This is a genomic window from Flavobacterium sp. PLA-DH12, from assembly GCF_059511845.1.
The window spans coordinates 127706-152313 of sequence record NZ_JCAMPD010000007.1 but is presented as its reverse complement, the minus strand read 5'-3'; the positions used below and the strand labels follow the sequence as shown (position 1 = coordinate 152313).

Below are 24608 nucleotides of genomic sequence, written 5' to 3'. Positions count from 1 at the left end.
TTTATAATTGATTGACATTCAAAAAATATTCTTTTTCACTTCTTCCTCACAATTTGACCCGTAATAGGTTCTCCTTTTTCTGTAAAAATATCATCGGCATAGTAGTTCTGAAACTGCATAGGAAGACCGACACCCGTTACAAGTGACGAAGTTGTCTGAAGATGGTAATGCAAATGCGGACCTGTAGAATAACCGCTGTTTCCGGCTAAACCTACCTTCTGGCCTCTTTCTACATTATCGCCTACGGCTACTATAATAGAATTCTTTTTTAAATGAAGCATAAAAGAAAATTCTCCATTCAAATGGTCTATAATAATATAATTTCCTAACGATTGTTTGCTATTTTTAATTCCTGGAATATTATCCTCAATATTGTTCTCTACAGCTATTATTTTTCCATTTCCAGGAGCATTTAAACGTTTCCCAAAACAATAATAATCTTCATTTTTGGTTCCGTCTCCCTTATTTCCTTTTCTGTCTATGACGTGAACAATATCTAGCGCATATCTCTGGTGGCGGTTAGGAGTAAAATGATGATTTAATTCTAGAGATTTTCCCCCCGCAACTATATACCAGTCGTCTTCAAAAGGCAGTTCTAATACTGTTTTTGTCTTGTAATTTAAATAAATATTCTCATCATATTTTCCTTCGTCACCCATTAAAGTATCTACACATGAAGTAAATAGAAGCGTAAATAGGATTGCAAAAAAGTAACCTAAAGATTTGATTGGTTTCATGATTAAAATTTGTAGTTAATACCTAGGTTTAATTGATGCTGCAGTTCTCTATATGCACTTGGCACCTGAAGTCTGGCGTAATTAAAGTTATACGTTGCTTTTATCTCAAAATGATTCGAAAGCTTATAGCCATAATCCAAATCCCATAAAACACTTTGATAGTTGTTTATTGTATAAAACTTTCCTTCAGCGTTGGTAACTCTAAGCAAAACTACAGGAAGGGTTAATTTTGACGATAAATATTGTTTTTCATTAATTTGGTATCTGAATTTACCCGCTATTCCAAATTCCTGATGCAAAGTATAATAATCATCATTATTAAAAGTCGAAGTATTCGGATTACTGTAAATAGAAGTATTAGTCTGCGATTGGAGTCCTACATATATGGTAAACTTATCTTTGCTATAAATATCTTTCAGATAAGAAAAACCTAAACCGACTTTTGAATAATCTGTATTGAGATTAGAAAGCCTATCCGTTTTTAGTCCAGCTGAAAGATAATCTAGCTTAACTTCAAATAGATTATCATTTTTGCTAGTTCGTGTGTAGTTTAATTTATACACCAGCCCTTCATATTCATACATTGCTACTGGAGCAAATTCTAGATTTTTTAAGAAGCCAAAATTATTTCCAACAGAGAATTCCAGCTGGTTCTTTTTTTCGGTCGTTTGCGATTGAACCGCTACCGCAGACAAAACTGCAGTAGTAATTAAGAGTCGATTTAATTTCATATAAATTGCAATGATTAAGTTGATTATCACAGCAAACCTAAATGAAATAAAAACCGACAAAGTCCAAATATCTTAAGACTAGAGAAATCCGAACTTATTTATTAGTATTCCGAAAACTATTTGGTGTCATACCTGTAGATTTTTTGAAGGCGTTATGAAATGTTGTCTTCGAAGTGAATCCAGATTCTAATCCTATTGCAAGCAAGCTGTAGTTTTCATAGTCAGAATCGAGAATCATTTCTTTCACGGCTTCAACCCGATAGTTATTTATATAATTAGCAAAGTTATCTCCCGTAATCACATTAATGAGCTGTGAGACATATCCCGCACTTATTCCTAACTGCTCTGCTACTTTCTCTCTGTTTAGATTGCTGTCTTTATAAATCTGATGCTCTTCGCAAAGTATTTCCAGTCGCTTAAAATAAGGATTTTCTTTTGTAAAGATTTCTAAACCATTTGCATCATTCCCTTTTTTAAGAGTTACTTCTTCGATAAGCATTTCATCATCTAATACAATTTTTTTATTTAACCGTTCTTCTATTCCTATTTTATTGTCGGCTAGCCTATATCTAAAAACACCATAATAAGCTGTACAATGAATTAAAAATGTGGCAAACAACGCCAGAATCTGCATAATGTACGAGAGATCATATTCAAAAAGCAATCCCATCAGAATAGCCACCATCCAGGAAATCATTAATATATAAACCAAAAACCATAAAAAAGTGATCCATTTCTTTTCCTGTTTATCTTTTGAAAATTTAATAAACCTGAAAGTATAAACAGCCATAAAAGGCATAAATACCAAAACAAGATAAAAATCAAAACTCCCTATAGTTTCTAAAATGCTTTTAAAAAAGTGCGGAATTGTAAAAATATGCGCAACAGCATCAAAGTCATAAAAAACATTTGTAACAGCTGAATATAGAAACGGAGCATACAGCCATAGATTTTTTTTGGAATTTCTAATAGGGTGGTTTACCTGATGTATAACAAACATAAAAATCAGAACCGGAAAAAGAAATGCCCATTCGACATCATCCAGAAAACGCAGAAAAGGCATGCTGCTGTAAAGATCAATTATTTCGAAAATGAGATTGGCAATAAGCACTGAAAGAGTGAATATTGCATAAGCCAGATATCTATTGGCCTTACTCTTAAATAGTGGTGATTTTAAAATAATTGCTCCAAGAACTATTCCTTGAAAAATTGCCGTGTTAAAAAAAATAGTAAAGATCAATCTATATAGTGGTATTTAGTTACGATGCTGTTTCTGTTTTTTTTAGGTAATTACCTATAATTTTCCATGACGAAACTATACTTAATTGATTTTATTTACTGTTAAAGGAATTACAATTAAAACTAAACAAAATGACAATTAATAAGATCTGAATTACAAGTTATTATTTGATTATTGCTTAAAAACTATAATAAATCAGCTCTATTTCAATGTTTCGCGTTGCTAAGAAAAAGTTAAGGAATAGCTAGAAATATACGCGGGCTATATTTTACAAATTAGAACCAAATTAGCTGGAGACAACTTTCTTAATTACATTAATGGATATAAAAACATCAGTAAATAAGTACCAATTTATCCACTTTTAAGGTTTTGAAACCTTTTATACTTTTTTTTACATCAATTTTGGCTTCAAATAATTCAAATCAATTTTTATGAAAAAAATTTTATTGCTAGCTGTTTTTACAGTTTTAGGATTTGCGAATGTTAATGCCCAAGAAATTAAATTTGGAGCTAAAGCAGGTTTAAACTTTTCAACTGTTAATGGAAGTAAAACCAATAACATTGATTATGTAACATCTTATCATGTTGGCGTTGTATCGGAAATTCCAATATCTGATAAATTTTCCTTCCAGCCAGAAATAATGTATTCTCGCCAAGGATATACCTTCAATAATGATATAGTTGCTATGAATTATTTGAACATTCCATTAATGGGAAAATATTACGTAACAAAAGGATTGAGTCTTGAAGCTGGACCGCAAATAGGTTTTTTACTTTCTGCAAAAAATGAAGGAGTGAAAGTAACAAATTCATACACGACTTTTGATTTTGGCGCTAATTTTGGCATCGGCTATAAACTAGAAAATGGACTTAATTTTAGTGCCAGATATAACTTGGGAATAACTAAGGTTGATACTGATAATAGAAATGGAGTATTTCAAGTATCTGTTGGCTACTTCTTTTTCTAAAATTTAATACTCTCGCTTTTATACTTGGAACTCCTTCAAAAAAGAAGATTATCATAACCAATGGGTATAGATTAAAAAAAAAGCTTCAGATTTCTCTGAAGCTTTTTTTTATTAATATACTTTATCGAAATAAATCCCGTTATTTCTTTACAATAATTTAATATCAGGTTTTCTCGATAACTGATTTTATATTATTAAATGTTTTCTTAAATTCGCAATTCCGTAATGAAATCATTTGTTTTCATTCTAAAATTGTGATTTTCATATCAATACCACAAAAAAGAAACTTTGTAATCTCTTAAAAACAAATATATTATAACTACAATTCAACACAATGCTTAAAAAACACAACCCCAAATTTTTATTTTTTACCCTTCTAACTTTATTTTTTTCTGTTACTGCATTTTCACAAAAAAGTATTTATGCTGGAATCGAAATTGGTCGTAGAGCCATAAAAGTTTCGGTTATTGATGTAAATAACATCAGAAAAGCCGATTATAAAATTCTTTCTTTTTGGACTGAAAGAATTCCGTTTGCTGACCATATTACTGCTAATGGAGAACTTACTGCAGAAGATATCACTAAAACTAGTGTTATCGTTACCAACCAATTGCAAAAGATTAAAGCGGAAAACAAAATTCTTGAAGAAAACATTTTTGTTGTGGCTGCTCCTGTTTTTGCATCTGCCCGTAACATCGATGTATTAAAAAACAAAATCGCTCTTTTAACTAGCAAACAGCTAGAAATATTAGACGTTAACGAGGAAGCAAAAACACTTGTAAAAGGTGCTATACCGCCCGTTGATTTTGCTAATGCTTTCCTTCTTGATATTGGTGCTCAAACTACAAAAGGAGGTTATATTGACGAACTTAAAGACGGTAAATTAGAATTTGTTCCATTAGAACTTAGTTTTGGAACAATGACGCTTACTGATGCCGTAGAAAAGACAGTGGTAAACAAAAGTCAAGTAAACGATATGTCGACTTATCAAGAAAAATCTTTTGATTATAATGTAATTCTACGCAAAAAGACTAAAGAGTTATTTGATGCCAATCCTCCTTTAGCAAAAAAAGATAAGCTATATTTATCTGGTGGTGCTGTTTGGGCGTTTTCAACTCTTTTCTATGATGAAAATGTGAATAAAGATCATTATGTTTCTTTAACCCTTCAAGATGTTATCGATTATGATGCTGTTCTTAAAAACAACTTCGGTAAGTTTACAAACCTTGCAAAAACAAACAAAGAGGCCGCAAGAGTTTTAAGCACTTACGATCAAAAATACTTAATTTCTGCTAACAACATTCTTGTAACTTGTCTTGAAAGTATTCCAGATTATGCTACAAAGAAAATCTACTTTGTAAAAGAAGGACAGGTAATCTGGTTAATCTCTTACATTGCAGATCGTTCGAAAAAAATAAATACTAATTTCTAAAAAAGTATTTTTCAATATTATAGAGCCTCAGAGAAATCTGGGGCTTTTTTATTTTCAGTTCAAATCAAATCGAATCAAAATTTTGATATCTTAGCAATATTGCAATCGATTACATTAAACCGACAAATCATTTTTGCTATGAGAATTTCTTTCTATCTATCTTTCTTTTTCAGCTTTTTTATGGCTGCTTACTCTCAAAAACCAACACCTGAGAAACCTCGAATACTAATTAGTACAGATATTGGAGGAACAGATCCCGATGACAATCAATCTATGGCGCATTTATTAATGTACAATGAAAAATTTCAAATTGAAGGATTGGTTTCCTCGCCTTCTTATGGAAATGGAAGCAAGCAGGAAATAATTCGAATGATTGATCTTTACGAAAAAGATCTTCCGAAACTTCAAAAACATCAAACAGGTTTTGCTACGCCAGAATATCTGCGTTCGATATCGAAACAAGGTTATCACGGAAATGTGTCTTTTATTGGCTATTCTAAAGCTACTGAAGGATCTGACTGGATTGTAAAATGTGCCAGAAAAAAAAGTTCTCAACCTTTATGGATATTGGTTTGGGGAGGTTTAGAAGATCTTGCTCAGGCTTTGCATGATGCTCCTGATATTCAAACTAAAATTAAAGTATATTGGATTGGCGGCCCTAACAAAAAATGGAGCGCAAACAGTTATGCTTATATAGTTGCCAATTTTCCGAATCTATGGTTTATAGAAAATAACTCTTCTTATTACGGTTTGTTTTCTCCTAGTGAAGAACCTGATAGTGTGGTTATTTCAAATTATTATAGTAAACATATTCAAGACAAAAGTGCTTTGGGAAAAGATTTTATCAACTATTATAAAGGCGAAGTAAAAATGGGAGATACCCCTTCTCTTTTATATATGATGGACGGCGACCCGAATGACCCAACACGCGAAAGCTGGGGAGGTAGTTTTGAAAAGTTTAATTATAGTTCGAGAACTGTATTTGATCGTACAACAACTATTAAAGATACTGTGGCTTATTGTTCTATTATGGAACTTCGTTTTACTGTGCCAAAGACCAACGCCAAAAAAGAATCAATCTGTTTTTGGATGGAAGTGCCTTACGGAAAAACCGTTCAGAAATGGCCTGGATATTATATCGGAAATGACGTTTATGCCATTAGATATATTCCGAAAAAAGCTGAGGTTTTACATTATAAATTAACTTCAGACCTTCCAGAAATTAATGGTAAAGAAGGCGCAATTGTGGCAACCAACTTATGGCCAGGCAAAAAAAGTCAAACCGATTATAAGTTAGGAACCAATTGGTTTACCGACAAACAGGACAAAAATCTCTATTTTGGAAAAATTCAAGGAGGAATAACCGTCTCAAAATGGAAAGAAGAGATTTTGCTAGATTGGAGCAAAAGATGGAAATGGCTAAATGAATAATTAAACTTAAATACATTATTTTATAATATATAAAGCTTCAGAGCAATCTGGAGCTTTATTATTTGATATTATAGCAATATTTTATCTTCCAACAGGAATATCTCATCGATAAAAAAAATATCATTTTGGATTGTGTCCTGTACGGACAACTAATTTGCGAAATGAATTTTGTGAACATAATCAAGCGTTCTTACGGAATATACATGTATGAATCCAATTAAAAAAATCTACTAACCAAACATTCCTACGGAATGATGAGCTTCTTAAAAATTTTAAACCTGTTAACTTTTTTCAGGACAACTCTCCGTTTTAAAGCTCTTTAATTTGAAAATGGTTGCAACTTATAATTTGAAACCATGTTTGCCATTCAAAAAAGTATAATTTTTCTTTTAAACCCTAATTTTAAAATCAGGAAAAAATCATATATGAAATAAAACCTCCCGATTATGAAAAATTTAACCGCTTTTTTTATGGTAACTCTTTTAGCAGTAACTGCCTGCAAAAAAGAACCATCAAAAGATAATCAAGAAACAGCCAATACACTGTCTACTGACTCCATAACTGCTATTGCAAAAGAAGCCTGGATATACGGCTATCCAATATTTTATAATTACAAAGCTATTTACTCCAGTGCAATCAACAAAGAAGCTAAAGAATATTCCGGATTTAACAAATTCAAAAGCGTAGCTGCAAGCGCAACTCCCGCAGATACTTTAATCATAACCATAAATAACGATACTCCGTACTCAATGGCGCCGATTAATGTTTCAGACGAACCTGTTATTCTTGAAGTGCCGAAAATAGAAAACGACCGATATTATGTAATGCAGTTAGTAGATCTCTACACCTTCAATTTTGAATATGTAGGATCGCGAGCAACTGGCAATAATGCAGGTAAATATCTCATTGCAGGACCAGATTGGAAAGGAGAAACTCCTAAAGGCATTGATAAGGTTTTACATTCTGAAACCAATTTAATATATCTTGTAGGCCGTACTCAATTACACGATCCAGCCGATGTATCAAATCTTAAAAAAATACAGGCGCAGTATAAATTAATTCCGTTGCATGAATACACAAAACAGCCTGCTCCTCCTGTAAAAAAATACAATCTACCTTTGCCAGTCTGGAAAGAAAGCGATTATGATTCGCTTCAATTTATCAGTGCATTAAATGCTTTATTACAATATGCAAACGAAGACAGCAGCGAAAAAGAACTGAGAAAGCGTTTTGCCAAAATTGGAATTGTGCCAGGACAACCTTTTGACAGTTCAAAATACTCGCCAGAAACGATAAAAGCAATTGAAAAAGGAATTGCCGAAGCCAAACAAGAACTGAATTCTAAAATAGACAATGTCAAAGATGCCGGAAGTCTTTTTGGCACACGTGCAGAACTTAAAAATAACTTTCTAAACCGTGCAATTGCTGCAGCTGCCGGAATTTATGGAAACACTAAAGAGGAAGCTGTTTATACTGGAAGTAACGTTGATAAAAACAATCAGCAACTTTTAGGAAACAATAAATATGTATTAAAATTTACTAAAGATCAGTTACCTGAAGCCAAATACTTTTGGAGCATCACGATGTACAATCTTCCTAAACGTTTTCTTGTACCAAATTCAATTAACAGATATTCTATCGGCAATAAAACAAAAGGCTTAAAATATGAGTCAAACGGAGATTTAGTTATTTATCTGCAAAGCACTTCTCCTGGAAAAGACAAAGAAAGCAACTGGCTTCCGACACCTAAAGATGAAAAATTCATATTTGTGATGAGAATCTATGGTCCACAACCAGATGTTATTAATAACATTTGGAAAATGCCTCTTCCAGAAATTGTAAAATGAGAACCATTAGTACAGAAATAAAATCATAACCATTTTTCTAATTTTAATTTCAAATAATATGAAAAATTACAAATTCTTATCAGGCCTATTTTTAATTGCTATATCGCTACTGACTTCATCCTGCAAACAGAATAATAAATCAGAAACGGATTCTTCTGCATTAAAAGATTCTACTGCTGTGACTTCTGATTCAGTCGCACAAAAAAATAGTGTTCCAGTTACTGCTGCAAATTTTAACCGCGCAGAAACAGATCTCTACTTTACAACTTCGGTTAAAGATGCTGGTGGTATTGGTAATGTACATCATTATAGAACTTTAATGCCAATTGACAAACAAGCTGTAATTCGTGCTAACCGAGATGTCTTGTATTCTTCTGGAGTTTATGATCTCGATGCTGGACCAATAACCGTTACACTGCCAAATCCAGGAAAACGTTTTATGTCTATGCAGACTATCGACGAAGATCACTATTCTGAAACGTATTACGCTCCCGGAACTTTTACTTTTACAAAGGAAAAAATCGGGACACGCTATCTGATGTTAGGAATAAGAACTTTTATTGATCCTAACGATCCGAATGATTTACCGAAAGTTACAGCATTGCAAGATGCAATTAAAATTAGCCAAAAAGATAAAGGAACTTTTTCGGTTCCAAATTGGGATCTAGTGAGTCAAAAGAAAGTTAGAGATTCTTTAATTGACGTTTCTAAAAAATTATCTGATACAAAAGGAATGTTTGGAGTAAAAGGTAAAGTCGATGAAACACGCCATTTATTAGGAAGCGCAACAGGATGGGGCGGAAATCCAGAAAAAGATGCACTTTATCTTTCTGTTTATCCTAAAAAAAATGACGGAAAAACGGTCTATAAACTTAAAGTAAAAAATGTTCCTGTAGATGGATTTTGGTCTATAAGCGTATACAATAAAGAAGGTTATTTTGAAAAAAACGATCTCAATATGTATACCTTAAATAATATTACAGCAAAAAAAGATGCTGACGGATCGATCACTATTCAGTTTGGAGGTTGTGACGGAAAAACACCAAATTGTATTCCGGTTACTGCAGGCTGGAATTATTGGGTTAGACTTTATCGTCCGCACAAAGAAATACTTAATGGCTCATGGAAATTTCCTGAAGCGGTTGAAGTTAAATAAATAGTATTGCCAATAAAATTAAGGCTTCAGAGAAATCTGGAGCTTTTTTATTTAAATTAATCTGTTAAAAATTTCATCATCTAAAAACTATATCGTAATATTGCAATATTAATATAATCTAATATGGGAGCAACTAAGACGAAACATTTTACAGACGCACAAAATCAAATTGCTACAATTGCTAAAGCATTAGGGCATCCTGCAAGAATTGCTATAATCGAATATTTACTAAAAGTGAATGAATGTATTTGCGGCGATATTGTAAACGAATTGCCTCTTGCCCAACCTACAGTTTCTCAGCATTTAAAAGAGCTAAAAAACGCTGGCATTATAAAAGGAAATATCTCAGGAAATGCTATTTGCTATTGTATTGACGAAAAAACAATCGATATTTTAAACTCCTATTTTTTAAACATTACACAAACTATTTCAAAATCAAAATGTTGCTAAAACATTTTTTTGCCCCATTATATCGCAATATTGCAATTAACAAATAAATAAAACAAAATGAAATTATCAGAAGTAAAACAGATTTTACCAACATTAGATAATGTGGAATTTCAATTAGAAAATGGAACTTTTGTACCAGAACATTTTCATGTAACAGAAGTCGGAGTAGTTACTAAAAATTTTATTGATTGCGGTGGCGTAATCAGAAATGAAAAAGCAGTAAACTTTCAGCTTTGGGATGCTAACGATTTTGAACATCGTTTAAAACCTAATAAACTATTGAACATTATTCAGCTGTCTGAAGATAAATTAAATATCGAAGACTTAGAAATTGAAGTAGAATACCAAAGCAATACAATTGGCAAATATGATTTAGAATTTAACGGAAAAACGTTTATTCTAAAAAATAAAACAACGGCTTGTTTAGCACAAGATGCTTGCGGAATTCCAGCAGAAAAACAAAAGATCAATCTTACCCAATTAACCAGCGACACTGCTTCTTGCTGTACTCCAAATTCAGGATGCTGCTAAAAATGAGGTGGCAAATCTTTAAATACAAAAAACCAATTGTAATAACCTCATCTGTTATTTTACTACAGCTTATTTTTGGTTTTGAACCAAAATTCTGCATTATAAATATCATTTGGCTATTTGTTTAATATGAAAAAGAAAATACTAATACTTTGTACAGGAAACAGCTGTAGAAGTCAGATTGCCGAAGGTTACATGAAGTTTTTTGCTGGAAATAATGCTGAGGTTTATAGCGCTGGTGTAGAAACTCATGGCGTTAATCCAAAAGCTATTTCGATAATGAAAGAGGACGGAATAGACATTTCAAATCACACATCAAATAATATTGATGAATATGCAAATATCGATTTTGATTTTGTGATTACAGTCTGTGATAATGCTAAAGAGCGATGCCCGTTTTTCCCAACAAAGGCAGTCAAGTTTCATTATAATTTTCCAGATCCAGCAAAAGCAACAGGAACAGACGATGAAATTATGGAACAATTTAGAAGCGTTAGAGAGCTGATAAAAGAGTATTGCAAAAACTTTGTGGCAGAAAATTTAAATTAAAATTTCTGCCAGCTAGCATCAATAGCGACATTTTATATTCCGTTAGGAATATCTCATCGGTAGAAAAAAAATATGTTTTTACATTGTGTTCTGTAGGGACACCTGATTTGCGAAACAATTACCGATCAAACGTTCCTACGGAACGTATAATCATGGTTCATGCTAATTTTTACCAACGAGACGTTCCTACGGAACGTGTAATCGTGATTTAAATTTCGTTTCTACCGATGAGACATTCCTACGGAATGAATTGCTCCAGGTTTCTTTGGAGCTTTTTTATTTAACCTCAGCATAAGATTCTTTAATCTGCATTTCATTAATGATATCCAACAATTCCATTTCATCTGTTGGAAATAATTGAAGCGCTTGTTCCAAAACCAATCTAACATCTATTGAAGGTTTTTTATAATTATCATTTTCTAATGCCAAAATACACAGTTTAAGCATATTTGTTATCACACAACCTAATTCGGAGTAATTTAAAACATTGAGTTCTGCATAATAACCTTTATCAGCCGTTTTTAAAATATTTAAATATTGAGCTGATTGTTTTTTTAGGTACTCTATTTCTGTCGCTTTCATTCTTTGAATTTTATATCATTTTCAATAATTCAAATGTCATAATATATTTTCACTAATCGGTTATCTTATATGATAACCAGCAAAATAAATACACTTTTTAGATAAAAATTCTACTCAAAACGACCTTACTACAGAATGAGATTTGAATCAGAAATATACGTTCCATAGGAACGTCTCGTCGGTAGAAAAAAATGATATTGTTTTGCAATGTGTCCTGTAGGGACACCTGATTTGCGAAAATTTTACCAATCAAACGTTCCTACGGAACGTGTAATCGTGATTTAAATTTCGTTTCTACCGATGAGACGTTCCTACGGAACGTATATTCTTGATTCAAATCTCGTTTCTACCGATGAGACATTCCTACGGAACGTATATTCTTGATTCAAATCTTGTTTCTACCGATGAGACGTTCCTGCGGAACGTATATTCCTGATTCAAATCTCGTTTCTACCGATGAAACATTCCTACGGAATGAGTTGCTTCAAAAATCTTGTACATATTTTTAAATATAACCTCATCAAATACTAAAAACCAAAAATGCGCAAACCCAAAAAGGACTTACGCATTTTTTCTGATGAAACATTATAAAAAACGCCGTTTATCTTCTTCTTCCGCCGCCTCCGCCGCCAAAGCCACCGCCTCCCATACTACGAGAGCCTCCTCCCATTTGGCCAGCGCTTGGTCTTGACGAAGCACCTCCGCCTCTATTAAAATTGGATCCTGAAGAACTTCCTCTATTAAGATTTGAAGTCCCTGCACTTGGTGATGCACTTTGTCTCGTTCTTCCAGATGCACTTGTATTTCCTGCACGATTGGAATTTCCTGCTGATGGTCGTGTGCTCGCAGAAGGACGCGAATTGCCCCGATTACTATTGTATCTATTATTGGTCGAATTGTCTCGCACTGTAGTAGATCTCGACCTATTGTTGTTGTAATTATTAAAACTGTTTCTGTTATTAATATATACATTGTTATGTCCACCATGATAGTGCCCGCCATGATAACCATGATGATGGTAATAATGGTTGTGACGATAAATTCCTACTGCCATTACAGTGAAAGCAGCGAAATAAGGCGGATAAAATCCGTAATAATATGGTGGATAGTACGGAACGTAAGCTGGTGAATATACATATTGCACAATTGGCACCGTTTCTACCACAACTGCAGTTACAGCTGGCGAGCTTTGTACGGGTTCATCTCCTGTATAGGCAGGATTTGCTGTTTTTGCTGGAGATGATTTAGCAACTGGCTCAATGACATAATCTTTTCCGTACAGCAGCTCATCGCCCACAATCTGCATTTTTACCTTTCCGTTTTTGTCTTTATCGACCAAAATAACAGCAACGTCTTGGTTTTCGTTCTTGTTTACGGCAACTTGAAGAATAAACGTAAACGAATTACCGTTTTTCTTTGTGACTACTTTTATAAAGTCTACTTTTTTATCCAGATTCAAATCCAGATTATTGATTCCTGTTTTCTCCAGATTCAGATTTTTTTCAAATTCCTCAATAGTTTTTGATTTCTGAAACAAGGACATCACAGCATATAAATCAAGATTGTCGCCAGGAAGCCCAAGTTCTGGACCATCATTTTCAGCTTGACAAAAAATCAACTGGGCAGACATGATTAATGCGACTGTCAAATATTTTGTAAATATCTTTATCATAGTAAGAGTATAAAATATTAATAAGAGGAGTAGAAAATGATTCTTTCTATACTTTCTACTCTGTACCCAGAAATCGGCTAATGTTTTTTGGCTTTATCCAATTCTCCAATAAAAGGAATAACATCTTGAATCTCTGCTCGTATAGTTACTTGTAAATACTGCTCAAGCTGTACAAATTTTGCTGCATTGATTCCACCAATAACTTTTACCAATTTAGAATGTGTTTTAGCAAGGAGTTTTTCAGATTCTTGATTGTATTTCAAATTCTTTGAAGTTAATTCTGTTGCTTTCGCGTCACTCAAAGTGGCATAATTCTTTCCGTAATCTTCTAAAATCAAAATCTTTTGCTTGCTTAAGGTTTTACGTTCTGTTTCGTATTTATCATAAATAGGTTTAAATGCTGCAGCTTGCGCATCAGATAAGTTTAAGTATTCTTCGACTACATCGGCTTTCGATTTTCCATAAAGGTCTTGGATTAAATTAATTTCGTCAACAGAAGTCTGTGCTACGGCATTTAATCCAAAAGCCAATGACAGTACAAATAGTATTTTTTTCATATTTTTATTTTATAGGTTTATTGTGCAAAAAGGCTAGTTACTCTATCATTCCATCAGAAGCGCTCATGTCTCTTACGCACACATATTTGCCATCTCTTTTTTCGAAAAAGCTCATGTAGTTTCCAGTATTAATTGGCGTTTTGGTAGAATCTGTTACTTTATAATATCCTATTTCTACAACCATATTACCGTCTTTAGAAACAAAAACTTCTTTGGTTTCAAATGATATTGTATTGGTGTTATTAGTTAAATCTGATTTTAAAAATTCATATCTCGCCTCTTTACCAATAATCGGTGGCCTGTTCTGATAAAAAGTTATTGCATCGTCTGCATAATACCCAATCTCTTTCAGCTGGCCAGCATTGTATGTTGCAGCATATTCATTTTCTTTCGCCTGAATTTGCTTCTTAACTTCTTTTAAGTCAATTACAGTATTTTCGTCCTTTTTTGTATTGCAGGAAATCAATAAAACACAGAATCCTGCAAGAACCCCTCTTGTAATTATTTTATTTTTCATATACATTTAATTTTCAAGTTGATATAAGATTATTTCCTTTTACAAACAGGTTCTAAAATTTGTTTGTAAACACAGGTCTTTTTAATACTCTTCAAATATCTTTTGGAGTTCTGTTAAACTTCTTTGTTTCAATAATGCTACCGACAATAAGATTCTAGATTTCTGCGGATTCAAAGCGTATGAAGCGATAAGTCCAAGTTCATCATCATTGCATTCTACATTACGGCTTACAAGTCCAGTTGCAACGCGCGTGCTTCGAACTACGATAATTCCTTTTTTACTGGCTCTTGCACAAGCATCTAGCGAAGCTTTGTTCATATTTCCGTTTCCAACCCCAGCAATTACAATTCCTTTAGCGCCACGTTCTATCGAAGCATCAATTAAATCTGGCTTCATATCGGCATCGGCATAAATAATATCTACACGAGGAAAAGAGCTAACGCCTTTTACATCAAATTCTGAGTTTTTTCCAAATTTTTGACTAGGGTAATTAAAGAAATCGTTTGTTCCGTAAGAAGTTATACCGATAAGTCCACGAAGCGGAGACATAAAAGTCTGAACAGCCGTTGTACTCACTTTTGTTAAAGATTGTGCCGAATGAATCCAATCATTCATCACCAAAAGCACGCCGCGTCCTTTTGCTTTAGGATCGCCAGCTACAGCAATCGCATTATAAAGATTTAAAGGTCCGTCTGCACTAATCGCTGTTGACGGACGCATTGATCCTACAAGCACTACTGGTTTATCTGTTTTTGTGGTTAAATTTAAAAAAAAGGCCGTTTCTTCCATCGTATCAGTTCCGTGCGTAATTACAAAACCGTCTACATCGTTGCTGTTGGCTAATTCATTAATTCGATTAGCTACTTTCAGCATAATTTCAAATGACATATCCTGTGATCCAACATTCGCTATTTGTTCGCCTTTTATATCTGCCACTTTTAAAGCATCCGGAATTGCATTTACCATTGCATCAATAGTAACCTGGCCCGAAGTATATCCGGACTGCACTCCAGTTTTAGCCGAACCTGCAATTGTTCCGCCTGTTGCCAATATTAGCACTTTAGGTTTAGCCTGTCCGAACATGCTGACATTTAGTGACAATATCAGCAGTAAAAGTATTTTTTTGTAAAAGTTGATATTTAATTTCATCATTTTGTCTTTTTAGGTTGAAGATTATTTTTGACCTGTTAAAGTTGCTGGATCAAGCAGTTTTTTAATTTGATCTTCTGTCAGCAATTTCTTTTCGCGTATAAGTTCTAAGATTCCTTTATTAGTTGCTAGTGCTTCTTTGGCCAATTCAGTTGTTTTTTCATAACCTAGAATAGGATTTAGAGCTGTTACAACACCAACACTTCTATCCATATAATGCGCCAAAACGTCTTTGTTTACTGTAATGCCATCAATACAGTTTTTTCTAAACAATGGCATCGCTTTAAAAAATAATCCTTGAGATTCCATCATAGCAATAGCCTGAACAGGTTCAAAAGCATTTAACTGCAATAAACCAGATTGAGCGGCAACTGTTACAGTCAAGTCATTCCCCATTACTTTAAAACATAATTGATTCATCAGTTCTGGCATAACCGGATTTACTTTTCCCGGCATAATTGAAGATCCCGGCTGAAGTGCAGGCAAATTGATTTCGAAAAAACCGGTACGAGGACCAGAAGCCAAAATGATCAAATCGCTGCTTATTTTTGCCAAAGCAACTGCCATGCTCTTAAGTGTAGAAGAATACATTACAAACCCTTGTTGGCTGGTTGTGGCTGCAATAAGATCTTTGCTCATTACGATTGGTTTTCCTGTAATTTTTGCCAAATGCGCAGCTACTTTTTCAGCATAACCTGGAGAAGCTGTAATTCCTGTCCCGATTGCAGTAGCTCCCATATTTTGTTCGCATAAATAAACTTCTGCCTTTTTTAAAGCACTAATTTCTGCGTCAAGCTGATTCCCGAAGGCATGAAATTCCTGGCCAACCGTCATTGGTACAGCATCTTGCCCTTCGGTTCTTCCCATTTTTAGGATGTCTTTAAATTCGTCACCTTTTTTATGGAAAGCTTTAGCCAAAAGATCTGCCTCTTTAAGCAGTTTGTCATTATGAAGCAGCAGCGCCACTTTTATCGCTGTTGGGTACACATCATTTGTCGATTGTCCCATATTAAGATCATCGTGAGGTTCGATGTATTGATATTCTCCTTTTTTATGACCGCTCAGTTCCAATGCAATATTGGCCAAAACTTCGTTTACGTTCATATTGGCAGAAGTACCAGCACCACCTTGATACAAATCGACCAAAAATTGATCATGATATTTGCCGTCAATTACAGCTTGGCAAGCTTTTTCTATAGCAGCAAGTCTATCTTTTTTAAGTCGGCCGACATCAGCATTGGCGCGTGCCGCTGCTAATTTAACCATTGCAAAAGCTTTTACATAATCAGGATAAGATTGCGTAGTCAAGCTACTTATCTGAAAATTTTCTAACGCACGTGCTGTCTGCACACCGTAATAAGCATTTGCTGGGATTTGTTTTTCTCCTAAAAGATCTTTTTCAGTTCGGGTTTGAGCATTAAGAATGCCTAAAGACAATCCGAACAATAGCAGGTATTGTACAGTTTTACACATATTTTCTTTTTTTTTATTAATTAAAAAACAAAAGGCTTTTACTGAATTCTTTTATAAAATGATTGTGAAAAATTATATTTAAAAGAAAACTGTATTTTATTTATTGAAGTACTCCATCCGTCATTAAAATTTTCGCGGTTACCCCACTGAAATTCAACTCCGACCATGCAATTCTTTACAGGAGTAAACAAAAGGTTTCCCAAAACGTACTGTCCCTTTTTAAAGGCATCATCTGTTTGTCCGTCTGAGTTGTCAATATCAATCATAGAATATCCTATTGCAGTGCTAAACTTGTCACTCCAAGTATGATCTAAAAAAGCGACAACACCAACTAGAGGAAGCGCAACACCTTTTACGGGAGTTACAGGGTTACCAAAATTGTTTTTGATACCAATGTCAACAGGAGCATCATTCATGTAGTTTTGTATACCTTCTCCGTATACAACCTGCCCTCTAAAAACATCATTTTCGCTAAAATTGATATTGGTGCTTAAATTAAGTCCCCAGCCTACAGCATCACCAGACAAATTGTACTGATCGTTATTCATATCTTTCCATTCGATTTTTCTCAAAATACCTGCTAATTCAATATAACCCCATCTTGTGCCATAATGGTATTCTGCCGAAAGATCTGGCAGCGGAAATCTTGCCTTTACTCCTTGCAATTCCACACGATTTGCATAATCTCCCTGATCGGCACTTGCTCCTGGTCTTTCTAATGCAATCGTTAATCGAGTATCGCCTTGAATTGGCATATAACGTATCTGAATATTTCTAAAAAACACCATTCCGGTTGGTCCCCAATATTCGAGTGAATTTGGGAATACGCCAATATCCATAAAAGGGCTCCAAGTTTGTCCAGCACCAAATTTTCCTAACTCAGCATAAGCATGACGCAAACGAAAGGTAGTTTGTCCGGCATCGACACCTGTACCGAACAACTCGAATTCAAAATGAGTTTTTAATTCGCCAATTCCTGTATCAAAGTAATTTTTAAATCCTAATCTGGTTTGGCGCACAGAAGCGTAGTAACTGCCGTCTGGTCCGTATTGGTCTTTATAAGCAGGAAGTTTTGTCGGTCTTACCACATCATACCAATCTGATTGTATCTGATTAAAATTATAACCAATATCGGTCATAATAAATCCGTATATTTCCATGCTTTTATTCCCTTCATCTTGAGCCTGAACAAAAACAGAAATGAGAAAACAAATTATGAGGACACAATGCCTCATAGCTGTCATTTGCAAAAACCTTTTTTTCATAATGATTATAGTTTGTTTATTATGGGATACAACTTTTAATCTGATTTTTGCAGTCCTGGCTTAAAATAAAAGTCATTTTATTTTAAAAAATTGATATTTCTCAGTACGAATTTTTATTCACCTTAAAAGCTTTCATCTGATCCTAAAAGCTTTTAGTATGGGAATGCAAAAATTTCAACACCTATACATTACAGTCTTTTTTGGTTAAAAAAAGAAACAAAACCCAGTTTTTACCTGATTATCAAACAAATATAATTAATACAATTGCATCATTAGAGTTATTAACCGTTACATTTAACCGTTAAAATATCAGATAAATAATACTAACATGTTAAATATTTTCATAAATTTATAACATCATAAACATTTGGTCTTTAACATTTTATACGCCCCAGTGACTTTTTTTTGACATTAATAATTTTCAAATAATTTATTATGGAGTCTACAAAAAAAATCCCCTCGGATAAAATTTATAATGAGCTGGAAAATGTATTAAAATTCTATTCTTTTAAGAACTCAACGCTTTTAAGCAATTTTCTGCGCTATATTGTCACAGAAACTATAGATCAAAGGCAGCAATTTATTAAAGAATATTCTATAGCGGTAAATGCGTTAAGTAGGCCTTCCCATTTTAATCCCCATGATGATGCCATGGTTCGCATTCATGCAGGACGATTAAGAAAATTACTTACTGAATATTATTCTTCTGACGGAAAAGACAATCCCCTTATTATTCATGTTCCAAAGGGCGGTTATGTTCCTGAATTTATTCATAATAATAAACTGAGACCTCTTGATCTTCCAATTGTTACCAATAAAAGCAATCCTGTTATTACCGTATTCCCTTTTAAAACAATTGATCAGCGCCCAGATTTAGAGGCCTTTTCCCAAATTCTTTCCGAAGAAATCAGTGCCGAACTTTCCCGTTTTCAGGATATCTCCGTAATAGGTCATTTCCCGTCTGATATCATTTCAAAAATTAATGAAAATATTCTAGAAGCCGCCAACTTGATTGGAGCCGATTTTATTATTACAGGGCATATTCAAATTATTAGCAACAAACTGCAAATAAGAATTAATCTGATAAACCCTTCTTCTGGCAAGTTTATTATGACCAAATTGTTTACTCCTGCCACCCTAGATGATGGCATTAGAATTCAAAATGAAATAGTAAAAGATATTGTTTCTACCATGGGCGGTTACTATGGTGTTATTTTTAATGAAATGGTAAAAACAGCGCCATCTAAAATATCAAACAATTCTGGTATTTTAAGGGCAATTTGCAGTTATCATGAATATCAGCGTTCTTATTCTATTGAAAATTTTGCTAATGCTCTATCCAATTTAACCGAAGCTGTAGAGTTGGATCCAAACCATGCAATTGCTTGGGCCATGCTGGGCGAAATGCATTTGGCTTCTATTGCCCTAGGATTAGACAATTGCAAAAAAACAATTGAGAAAAGCAACCACTGCATTACAAAAGCCTTAAATATTGATCCCAATTGCCAACAGGCTTGGTATGCGCTGACTATTATAAACTGCTTTAAAAAAGATCAGGACGACTGTCTTTCTACCGCAGAACAATGCCTGAAAATAAATCCTAATTCTTCTGGTGTAACAGCAGGAATTGGCTGTGTATTGATTTTTGCAGGCTACTTTGAAAAGGGATTTAATTTATTAGAAAATGCTGTACATGCAAACCCTGCGCATCCGTGGTGGATTAATGTTGGATATTGGTACTATTACATCCATAAAAAAGAATATCAAAAGTCTTTATACTGGGCAGAAAAAATGGACTTTGAAGAGACTATTTGGGATCCTTTACTAAAAGCCGTTTCATTATCGCTGCTTAGTGAAGACGCAAAAGCAAAAATATATCTAAATAACCTTCTAGAACTACAGCCGCAAACTGCGACAGAAATAAAAGAAACGATTTCCTGTTTTATGTTTTCTGATGAAATTGTTTTTAAAATCATCTACAGTTTAAAAAGAATTGGGCTAAAAGATAACTTTTAATTCTTCTGCAAATCGAATAGAAAACTATGTAAAGCCAGATAATCGCTTTACGTAGTTATTTATTTCTAAGTTAAAAATGTAATTTAGTAGATTGCTTAATGTAGCTCATTACAAATGAACTCTGCACTTTACTAATATTCGGAATATCTGAAAGTTTTCTAATAAAATCGTTAAACGATTCTGGGTCTTTCACCACAACTTTCAGAACATAATCGAAAATTCCTCCCGTTACATACCCTTCAACAACCTCATCGAGTGCGGCAACTTGTCGCGAAAACTCTTCTACAAGTTCTAAACGCTGACTGTTTAGCGAAACGTTTATAATGACCGTAAAATTTAACCCTACCCTTTTCGGATCTATTATCGCAACGTAATCTTTAATATAACCTTCGTTTTCGAGTTTTTTAATTCGGTCATAAACCGAAGTTCTCGACATGTTCAGTCGTTCGGTCAAATCTGTAATATCAAATCTTGCATTCTCCTGAAGGATTCGAAGTAACTCTATTTCTTGCTTGCTTAATTCTTGCATCGGATTTTTTCCAGTTAAAGTATAAAAAATAATTTAATTCAGGACAAAAGTCAGAAAAAAGCAAACATAAAAGGAATAAATACATATTTAATTTAAATATATCGATAATTATTCATCAATTAATACTTTTGACCGTACAAAACATATTTCAAAACAACAAAATGAACAAATATATTATCATTGTTGCTCTAGGCGCATTGAGTTTCGGAATGCTTTCTTCTTTTGCTAAAATCGCTTATGGAGAAGGTTATTCGCCTGCTGAAATTACTTTAACGCAAGCACTTGCTGGAACTATAATTTTATGGTCAATCGTAATTTTTAGAAAGCTCAAAAACGGACATAAACTAGCGTTAAACTGGAATTTACTTTTAGCAGGAACCACAATGGGATCTTCTGCCTATACCTATTATTTATCTGTAGCCTATATTCCTGCTTCTTTGGCAATTGTTTTATTAATGCAGATTACGTGGCTCAGCATTTTGGTTGATTGGATATTTTTTAAGAAAAGGCCAAATACGGTTGAGGTAGGATCAGCACTTTTCATCATTTTAGGAACTGTTTTGGCAGGAAATCTTCTAGACTTAAGCAATGCCAACATTTCTTTTACAGGGGTGGCATTGAGTTTATTATCAGCATTACTTTATACACTTTACATTGTTTTTACCAGTAAAATAGGAAAAGAAACACCAATGTTCGAAAAAAGTGCTTTAATGACCAGTGGTTCAGCAATGATTATATTTTTAATTAATTGCGAGGCCATTACTAAAAGCACGCATCTAGATTTTGGATTATTGCAATGGGGAACATTTTTAGCCATATTTGGTACCGTGATTCCGCCAATATGTTTTACCGTCGGAATGCCTAAAATTGGTGCTGGTTTGAGTTCGGTTTTATTAACGCTGGAATTGCCTGCTGCGGTTTTTTGTGCGCATATTATTTTAGGCGAAAAAGTTACTTTTCTACAAATTGTTGGAATTGCAATAATGTTGGGATCGATTGTTTATCTTAACATTTCGAAAGCTAAAAAAGAAAAAGTAGTTCAAAACGAAACTGCAATATGTTAATCAGCACATTAGACTAAGCTGTTGGCTCGTTTTTTCTTTTCCAATAATTTAAGATGATTTTCGGCACATAGAATTTTCTCTGCTGCACCGTTTTTTTGTATTTCAATGAGATAATGAAAATCTCTTTCTTTTGAAGTCGATTTTATGATAAACCCTTTCTTTAAATCCATTTTTCTTTCGATAATGGTTCCCTTGTAAGATCTCCCACTTATTGCTGTGTAGGTTACCTCTTGTCCTTTTACAAATTTCATTGTTTTAGCCGTTTGTTCGTAATCTCTGCTAATACTTCTAAAAAAAACCAATATTAAGGGGGTTAATCAGTTTTTCAATTTCGGCGAATGTATAAAGTTTCGGGAATTTATCAACCCGTATTTATACCTGTTTTCATCTTAAGATTGGCTTAATTTTTAAAGATTATAAACTTGCTAAAAACACATATAACCTTCAATAAATGCTAACTAAAACACAAATCTCACTTACTTTTCTTAAGCGCCTCTAATAATTCTACCATATCTACCACAGCATAAGTTGAACAATAATCTGATACAGCATAAGGCAGAATTAAACTATTGTTATGAATAATCGCTCCACAGGAATACACTACATTTGGCACATATCCTTCTCGCTCATCTTCCAAAGGAGATAGCAACGGTTCTGTAAGCCTCCCTATTTCTTTTGAAGGATCATCAAGATCAAATAATGAAGCACCAATACAATAACGTCTCATTGTACCAACTCCATGCGTAATAACAAGCCAACCTTCTTCTGTCCATAATGGAGAACCGCAATTTCCTATCTGAGTCAATTCCCAAGTAAATTTAGGCTTTTGCAAAAGGATTGGCGTGTTCCACTGCGTGACACGATCAGAATACATAATATAATTGTTCACGCCGTCAATTCTGGCCAGCATGGCATATTTGCCTTTTATTTTTCTCGGAAACAACGCCAGATTTTTATTCTGTGCCCCTTCGCCATGAAGTGGCATAACTCTAAAACTATAAAAATCTTCAGTAGAAATTAATTTAGGCAGGATTGTGTGTCCGTTATAAGCTGTATAAGTTGCCATAACACGATCTGAACCGTTATCATCAACAAAACGTACAAAACGAGCATCTTCTATTCCGCGACTTTCAGAATCAGAAATCGGAAAAATGACGCGTTCCGTTATATCCGAGTCATGTTTGAACTGCAAATCGTAAAAAGAATTTGCCAGCCACAAAATTTCTTCCAGCGCCACCTTTCTTTCTTCGCGAATCAAAGGATCTTTTAAAGCCTCAATCAGCATGTTTTTAAGAACAGCAAATTCAAATTCATCAGGAAGATCCTGCATAATCTGAGCAATATATTTATCGGTTGTATGCATTTCATACAGCTTGGTCAAAAATCGCTCTTTATTAAATAATGTTTTATGCTCAATTTCTGCCTGATCAATATGATTTCCTATTTTCATGATATGCAGATTATTGTCGCGATCTAAAATGGCTCTTCTAAAAACAATCGATGAGATATGGCCTTCTCCCGTTGCACGAAAAGAAATTATAACCCGTTTTTCTCCCATTTCCAACCCTGTCTGATCAAAATCTTCTACAACAGAAGGATTAAAAATCGCAGCCGATTCTATGGCATATTCCATCGTGCAGTAAGACCCAATGAGCATTTTTCGGTCTAGAGACATGGCTTCATAATCAATCTGCATTCCTTCTATAATTGGTCTTATTCTTTCGCAGTGTCTAAAGAATACAGCCGAAATATTTCGATGTCTTCTCGCAAATTCGCGAAGCGTCTGCTCCAAAGTCTGCAGCACCTGTTTCTCATCCAGCATCATTATCCGAAGTATCATTTGCTGGGTCCTTTCCTGCCCGTTCATAAAATATCGGGCAACAACTCTTCTTGAATCGGGCAAAAACTTTACATTTTTTCGGACAACGGATACTCGCATAACTGGGAAATTTTAAGACTGCAACATTAAAGGAATATTTTATTACACAACAAGTTAGTGATTTTTGTTAAAGTAAAAAACTTAATTTTTTATTAAAACTTCGAATTGGTCTATAATCCTAAGTTCTCTTTAACCAATTTTCTCAAAAGTTTTTTCTTAATTTCGTTTTTATACCAGCAACTTAAAGCAATGAAGAATAAAGTTAAATTTTTGAGAGAAGAAAAAAACATGACTCAAAATGAACTTGCCGAAAAATCGGGTCTTTCACTACGAACTATACAGAGAATTGAAGCTGGAAATATGCTCAAAGGTTTTACTTTAAAAACACTTGCCGAAGCTCTAGAAACCAATCCAGAAAATCTTACTTTTAAAAAAGAAAACATCCAAATCGAAAGAGCCAAACTAATTAATCTTTCTGTTTTATCCGGACTTATTATTCCGTTTGGAAGCGTTATTTTTCCTTTAATTTTAACGTATAAAACCCAAGATTCAACAAACAAAGAAATAGGCAAACAAATTCTAAGTCTCCAAATTGTTTTAAGTCTTATTCTTTCGGTTTTAATGATTGCAAGTCCGTTTATTCAAAATTCATTTACTTTAAAATTTCCGCTTTTTATAATTCCATTAATTACTATTCTTAGCTTAAAACTATTGATTGTCATTATAAATGGAATCTGTTTAAACCAAAAACAAGAACTGGCCATCAAACTGAAAAACAACTTCTTATAAAGCAAGTCATAAAAATGACGTAAAACTGTCGTACTGTTTTTTCA

Annotated in this window: 24 protein-coding genes; 11 read left to right on the top strand and 13 right to left on the bottom strand. The window is 33.8% G+C overall.

The features are described from left to right. Positions 1 to 35 precede the first annotated feature (35 nt). The 3 genes from AC5ZCW_RS15190 to AC5ZCW_RS15180 form a co-directional block, all read right to left on the bottom strand. Positions 36 to 737, bottom strand: coding sequence for a M23 family metallopeptidase (locus tag AC5ZCW_RS15190; protein WP_343542826.1), 702 nt, complete (start codon positions 735 to 737; stop codon positions 36 to 38). 2 nt (positions 738 to 739) lie between these two features. Further along, positions 740 to 1468 carry a hypothetical protein gene (locus AC5ZCW_RS15185; protein ID WP_343542828.1) on the bottom strand — a complete coding sequence of 243 codons (729 nt, stop codon included), beginning with the start codon at positions 1466 to 1468 and terminating at the stop codon, positions 740 to 742. 94 nt (positions 1469 to 1562) lie between these two features. Continuing rightward, positions 1563 to 2708, bottom strand: coding sequence for a helix-turn-helix domain-containing protein (locus AC5ZCW_RS15180; protein ID WP_496120728.1), 1146 nt, complete (start codon positions 2706 to 2708; stop codon positions 1563 to 1565). Between the two features lie 431 nt (positions 2709 to 3139). On the opposite strand from AC5ZCW_RS15180, the gene AC5ZCW_RS15175 reads away from it, so the two are divergent. The 8 genes from AC5ZCW_RS15175 to AC5ZCW_RS15140 all read left to right on the top strand — a co-directional run bounded on the left by AC5ZCW_RS15175 (position 3140) and on the right by AC5ZCW_RS15140 (position 11072). Next, positions 3140 to 3676 carry a porin family protein gene (locus tag AC5ZCW_RS15175; protein WP_496120727.1) on the top strand — a complete coding sequence of 179 codons (537 nt, stop codon included), beginning with the start codon at positions 3140 to 3142 and terminating at the stop codon, positions 3674 to 3676. Between the two features lie 334 nt (positions 3677 to 4010). Then, positions 4011 to 5108, top strand: a complete 1098-nt coding sequence (locus AC5ZCW_RS15170; protein ID WP_177210709.1) for an exopolyphosphatase — start codon at positions 4011 to 4013, stop codon at positions 5106 to 5108. Between the two features lie 138 nt (positions 5109 to 5246). Then, positions 5247 to 6539, top strand: coding sequence for a nucleoside hydrolase-like domain-containing protein (locus AC5ZCW_RS15165; protein WP_496120726.1), 1293 nt, complete (start codon positions 5247 to 5249; stop codon positions 6537 to 6539). A gap of 446 nt (positions 6540 to 6985) precedes the next feature. Beyond that, entirely contained in the window at positions 6986 to 8386 is a 1401-nt protein-coding gene (locus AC5ZCW_RS15160; RefSeq protein ID WP_496120725.1) for a DUF1254 domain-containing protein, read from the top strand. A 58-nt stretch (positions 8387 to 8444) separates the two neighbouring features. Then, positions 8445 to 9542 (top strand): DUF1214 domain-containing protein, encoded by a 1098-nt coding sequence (locus tag AC5ZCW_RS15155; protein WP_496120724.1) that lies wholly within the window; start codon positions 8445 to 8447, stop codon positions 9540 to 9542. A 123-nt stretch (positions 9543 to 9665) separates the two neighbouring features. Further along, positions 9666 to 9992, top strand: a complete 327-nt coding sequence (locus AC5ZCW_RS15150; RefSeq protein WP_496120723.1) for an ArsR/SmtB family transcription factor — start codon at positions 9666 to 9668, stop codon at positions 9990 to 9992. Positions 9993 to 10049: 57 nt separating this feature from the next. Then, positions 10050 to 10523 carry a DUF6428 family protein gene (locus tag AC5ZCW_RS15145; RefSeq protein ID WP_343542842.1) on the top strand — a complete coding sequence of 158 codons (474 nt, stop codon included), beginning with the start codon at positions 10050 to 10052 and terminating at the stop codon, positions 10521 to 10523. A gap of 129 nt (positions 10524 to 10652) precedes the next feature. Continuing rightward, the gene (locus tag AC5ZCW_RS15140; RefSeq protein ID WP_343542843.1) at positions 10653 to 11072 is read left to right on the top strand and encodes an arsenate reductase ArsC; all 420 of its coding nucleotides are present in this window, start codon (positions 10653 to 10655) and stop codon (positions 11070 to 11072) included. 276 nt (positions 11073 to 11348) lie between these two features. Here AC5ZCW_RS15140 and AC5ZCW_RS15135 read toward each other — a convergent pair whose 3' ends face one another. From AC5ZCW_RS15135 to AC5ZCW_RS15105, 7 genes are all read right to left on the bottom strand, one after another. Continuing rightward, positions 11349 to 11654, bottom strand: coding sequence for a hypothetical protein (locus AC5ZCW_RS15135; protein ID WP_496120722.1), 306 nt, complete (start codon positions 11652 to 11654; stop codon positions 11349 to 11351). A gap of 601 nt (positions 11655 to 12255) precedes the next feature. Continuing rightward, positions 12256 to 13326: a hypothetical protein gene (locus AC5ZCW_RS15130; RefSeq protein ID WP_343542844.1), complete on the bottom strand. Its 1071-nt coding sequence runs from the start codon at positions 13324 to 13326 to the stop codon at positions 12256 to 12258. Positions 13327 to 13403: 77 nt separating this feature from the next. After that, positions 13404 to 13883: a hypothetical protein gene (locus tag AC5ZCW_RS15125; protein ID WP_496120721.1), complete on the bottom strand. Its 480-nt coding sequence runs from the start codon at positions 13881 to 13883 to the stop codon at positions 13404 to 13406. Positions 13884 to 13920: 37 nt separating this feature from the next. Then, on the bottom strand, positions 13921 to 14400 hold the full coding sequence (locus AC5ZCW_RS15120) for a YybH family protein (protein WP_281631328.1): 480 nt from the start codon (positions 14398 to 14400) through the stop codon (positions 13921 to 13923). An 81-nt stretch (positions 14401 to 14481) separates the two neighbouring features. Beyond that, positions 14482 to 15552, bottom strand: coding sequence for a type II asparaginase (locus AC5ZCW_RS15115; protein ID WP_496120720.1), 1071 nt, complete (start codon positions 15550 to 15552; stop codon positions 14482 to 14484). 21 nt (positions 15553 to 15573) lie between these two features. Next, a complete protein-coding gene (locus AC5ZCW_RS15110; protein ID WP_343542851.1) occupies positions 15574 to 17022 on the bottom strand; it encodes an aspartate ammonia-lyase in 1449 nt (482 codons plus the stop codon). A gap of 38 nt (positions 17023 to 17060) precedes the next feature. Then, complete coding sequence (locus AC5ZCW_RS15105) at positions 17061 to 18287, bottom strand: DcaP family trimeric outer membrane transporter (RefSeq protein WP_343542852.1); 1227 nt, start codon at positions 18285 to 18287, stop codon at positions 17061 to 17063. 435 nt (positions 18288 to 18722) lie between these two features. On the opposite strand from AC5ZCW_RS15105, the gene AC5ZCW_RS15100 reads away from it, so the two are divergent. Then, entirely contained in the window at positions 18723 to 20303 is a 1581-nt protein-coding gene (locus AC5ZCW_RS15100; RefSeq protein ID WP_496120719.1) for a tetratricopeptide repeat protein, read from the top strand. Between the two features lie 70 nt (positions 20304 to 20373). Here the strand turns inward: AC5ZCW_RS15100 and AC5ZCW_RS15095 are convergent, their stop codons facing one another. Further along, positions 20374 to 20832 (bottom strand): Lrp/AsnC family transcriptional regulator, encoded by a 459-nt coding sequence (locus tag AC5ZCW_RS15095; protein WP_111377338.1) that lies wholly within the window; start codon positions 20830 to 20832, stop codon positions 20374 to 20376. Between the two features lie 161 nt (positions 20833 to 20993). Between AC5ZCW_RS15095 and AC5ZCW_RS15090 the strand changes: the two genes are divergently transcribed. Further along, positions 20994 to 21896 carry an EamA family transporter gene (locus AC5ZCW_RS15090; RefSeq protein WP_496120718.1) on the top strand — a complete coding sequence of 301 codons (903 nt, stop codon included), beginning with the start codon at positions 20994 to 20996 and terminating at the stop codon, positions 21894 to 21896. Positions 21897 to 21904: 8 nt separating this feature from the next. Here AC5ZCW_RS15090 and AC5ZCW_RS15085 read toward each other — a convergent pair whose 3' ends face one another. Together AC5ZCW_RS15085 and AC5ZCW_RS15080 are read right to left on the bottom strand one after the other, a co-directional pair. Further along, positions 21905 to 22147, bottom strand: a complete 243-nt coding sequence (locus tag AC5ZCW_RS15085; protein WP_496120717.1) for a hypothetical protein — start codon at positions 22145 to 22147, stop codon at positions 21905 to 21907. A 221-nt stretch (positions 22148 to 22368) separates the two neighbouring features. After that, positions 22369 to 23835 (bottom strand): glycoside hydrolase family 130 protein, encoded by a 1467-nt coding sequence (locus AC5ZCW_RS15080; RefSeq protein ID WP_496120716.1) that lies wholly within the window; start codon positions 23833 to 23835, stop codon positions 22369 to 22371. A 189-nt stretch (positions 23836 to 24024) separates the two neighbouring features. Here AC5ZCW_RS15080 and AC5ZCW_RS15075 point away from each other — a divergent pair, with 189 nt between their 5' ends. Beyond that, entirely contained in the window at positions 24025 to 24564 is a 540-nt protein-coding gene (locus AC5ZCW_RS15075) for a helix-turn-helix domain-containing protein (protein ID WP_343542860.1), read from the top strand. Positions 24565 to 24608 lie beyond the last annotated feature (44 nt).

Coding starts and splice junctions, on each gene's coding strand:
- AC5ZCW_RS15190 (WP_343542826.1), bottom strand. CDS start 737: ATGAAACCAATCAAATCTTTAGGTTACTTTTTTGCAATCCTATTTACG.
- AC5ZCW_RS15185 (WP_343542828.1), bottom strand. CDS start 1,468: ATGAAATTAAATCGACTCTTAATTACTACTGCAGTTTTGTCTGCGGTA.
- AC5ZCW_RS15175 (WP_496120727.1), top strand. CDS start 3,140: ATGAAAAAAATTTTATTGCTAGCTGTTTTTACAGTTTTAGGATTTGCG.
- AC5ZCW_RS15170 (WP_177210709.1), top strand. CDS start 4,011: ATGCTTAAAAAACACAACCCCAAATTTTTATTTTTTACCCTTCTAACT.
- AC5ZCW_RS15165 (WP_496120726.1), top strand. CDS start 5,247: ATGAGAATTTCTTTCTATCTATCTTTCTTTTTCAGCTTTTTTATGGCT.
- AC5ZCW_RS15160 (WP_496120725.1), top strand. CDS start 6,986: ATGAAAAATTTAACCGCTTTTTTTATGGTAACTCTTTTAGCAGTAACT.
- AC5ZCW_RS15155 (WP_496120724.1), top strand. CDS start 8,445: ATGAAAAATTACAAATTCTTATCAGGCCTATTTTTAATTGCTATATCG.
- AC5ZCW_RS15150 (WP_496120723.1), top strand. CDS start 9,666: ATGGGAGCAACTAAGACGAAACATTTTACAGACGCACAAAATCAAATT.
- AC5ZCW_RS15145 (WP_343542842.1), top strand. CDS start 10,050: ATGAAATTATCAGAAGTAAAACAGATTTTACCAACATTAGATAATGTG.
- AC5ZCW_RS15140 (WP_343542843.1), top strand. CDS start 10,653: ATGAAAAAGAAAATACTAATACTTTGTACAGGAAACAGCTGTAGAAGT.
- AC5ZCW_RS15135 (WP_496120722.1), bottom strand. CDS start 11,654: ATGAAAGCGACAGAAATAGAGTACCTAAAAAAACAATCAGCTCAATAT.
- AC5ZCW_RS15130 (WP_343542844.1), bottom strand. CDS start 13,326: ATGATAAAGATATTTACAAAATATTTGACAGTCGCATTAATCATGTCT.
- AC5ZCW_RS15125 (WP_496120721.1), bottom strand. CDS start 13,883: ATGAAAAAAATACTATTTGTACTGTCATTGGCTTTTGGATTAAATGCC.
- AC5ZCW_RS15120 (WP_281631328.1), bottom strand. CDS start 14,400: ATGAAAAATAAAATAATTACAAGAGGGGTTCTTGCAGGATTCTGTGTT.
- AC5ZCW_RS15115 (WP_496120720.1), bottom strand. CDS start 15,552: ATGATGAAATTAAATATCAACTTTTACAAAAAAATACTTTTACTGCTG.
- AC5ZCW_RS15110 (WP_343542851.1), bottom strand. CDS start 17,022: ATGTGTAAAACTGTACAATACCTGCTATTGTTCGGATTGTCTTTAGGC.
- AC5ZCW_RS15105 (WP_343542852.1), bottom strand. CDS start 18,287: ATGAAAAAAAGGTTTTTGCAAATGACAGCTATGAGGCATTGTGTCCTC.
- AC5ZCW_RS15100 (WP_496120719.1), top strand. CDS start 18,723: ATGGAGTCTACAAAAAAAATCCCCTCGGATAAAATTTATAATGAGCTG.
- AC5ZCW_RS15095 (WP_111377338.1), bottom strand. CDS start 20,832: ATGCAAGAATTAAGCAAGCAAGAAATAGAGTTACTTCGAATCCTTCAG.
- AC5ZCW_RS15090 (WP_496120718.1), top strand. CDS start 20,994: ATGAACAAATATATTATCATTGTTGCTCTAGGCGCATTGAGTTTCGGA.
- AC5ZCW_RS15085 (WP_496120717.1), bottom strand. CDS start 22,147: ATGAAATTTGTAAAAGGACAAGAGGTAACCTACACAGCAATAAGTGGG.
- AC5ZCW_RS15080 (WP_496120716.1), bottom strand. CDS start 23,835: ATGCGAGTATCCGTTGTCCGAAAAAATGTAAAGTTTTTGCCCGATTCA.
- AC5ZCW_RS15075 (WP_343542860.1), top strand. CDS start 24,025: ATGAAGAATAAAGTTAAATTTTTGAGAGAAGAAAAAAACATGACTCAA.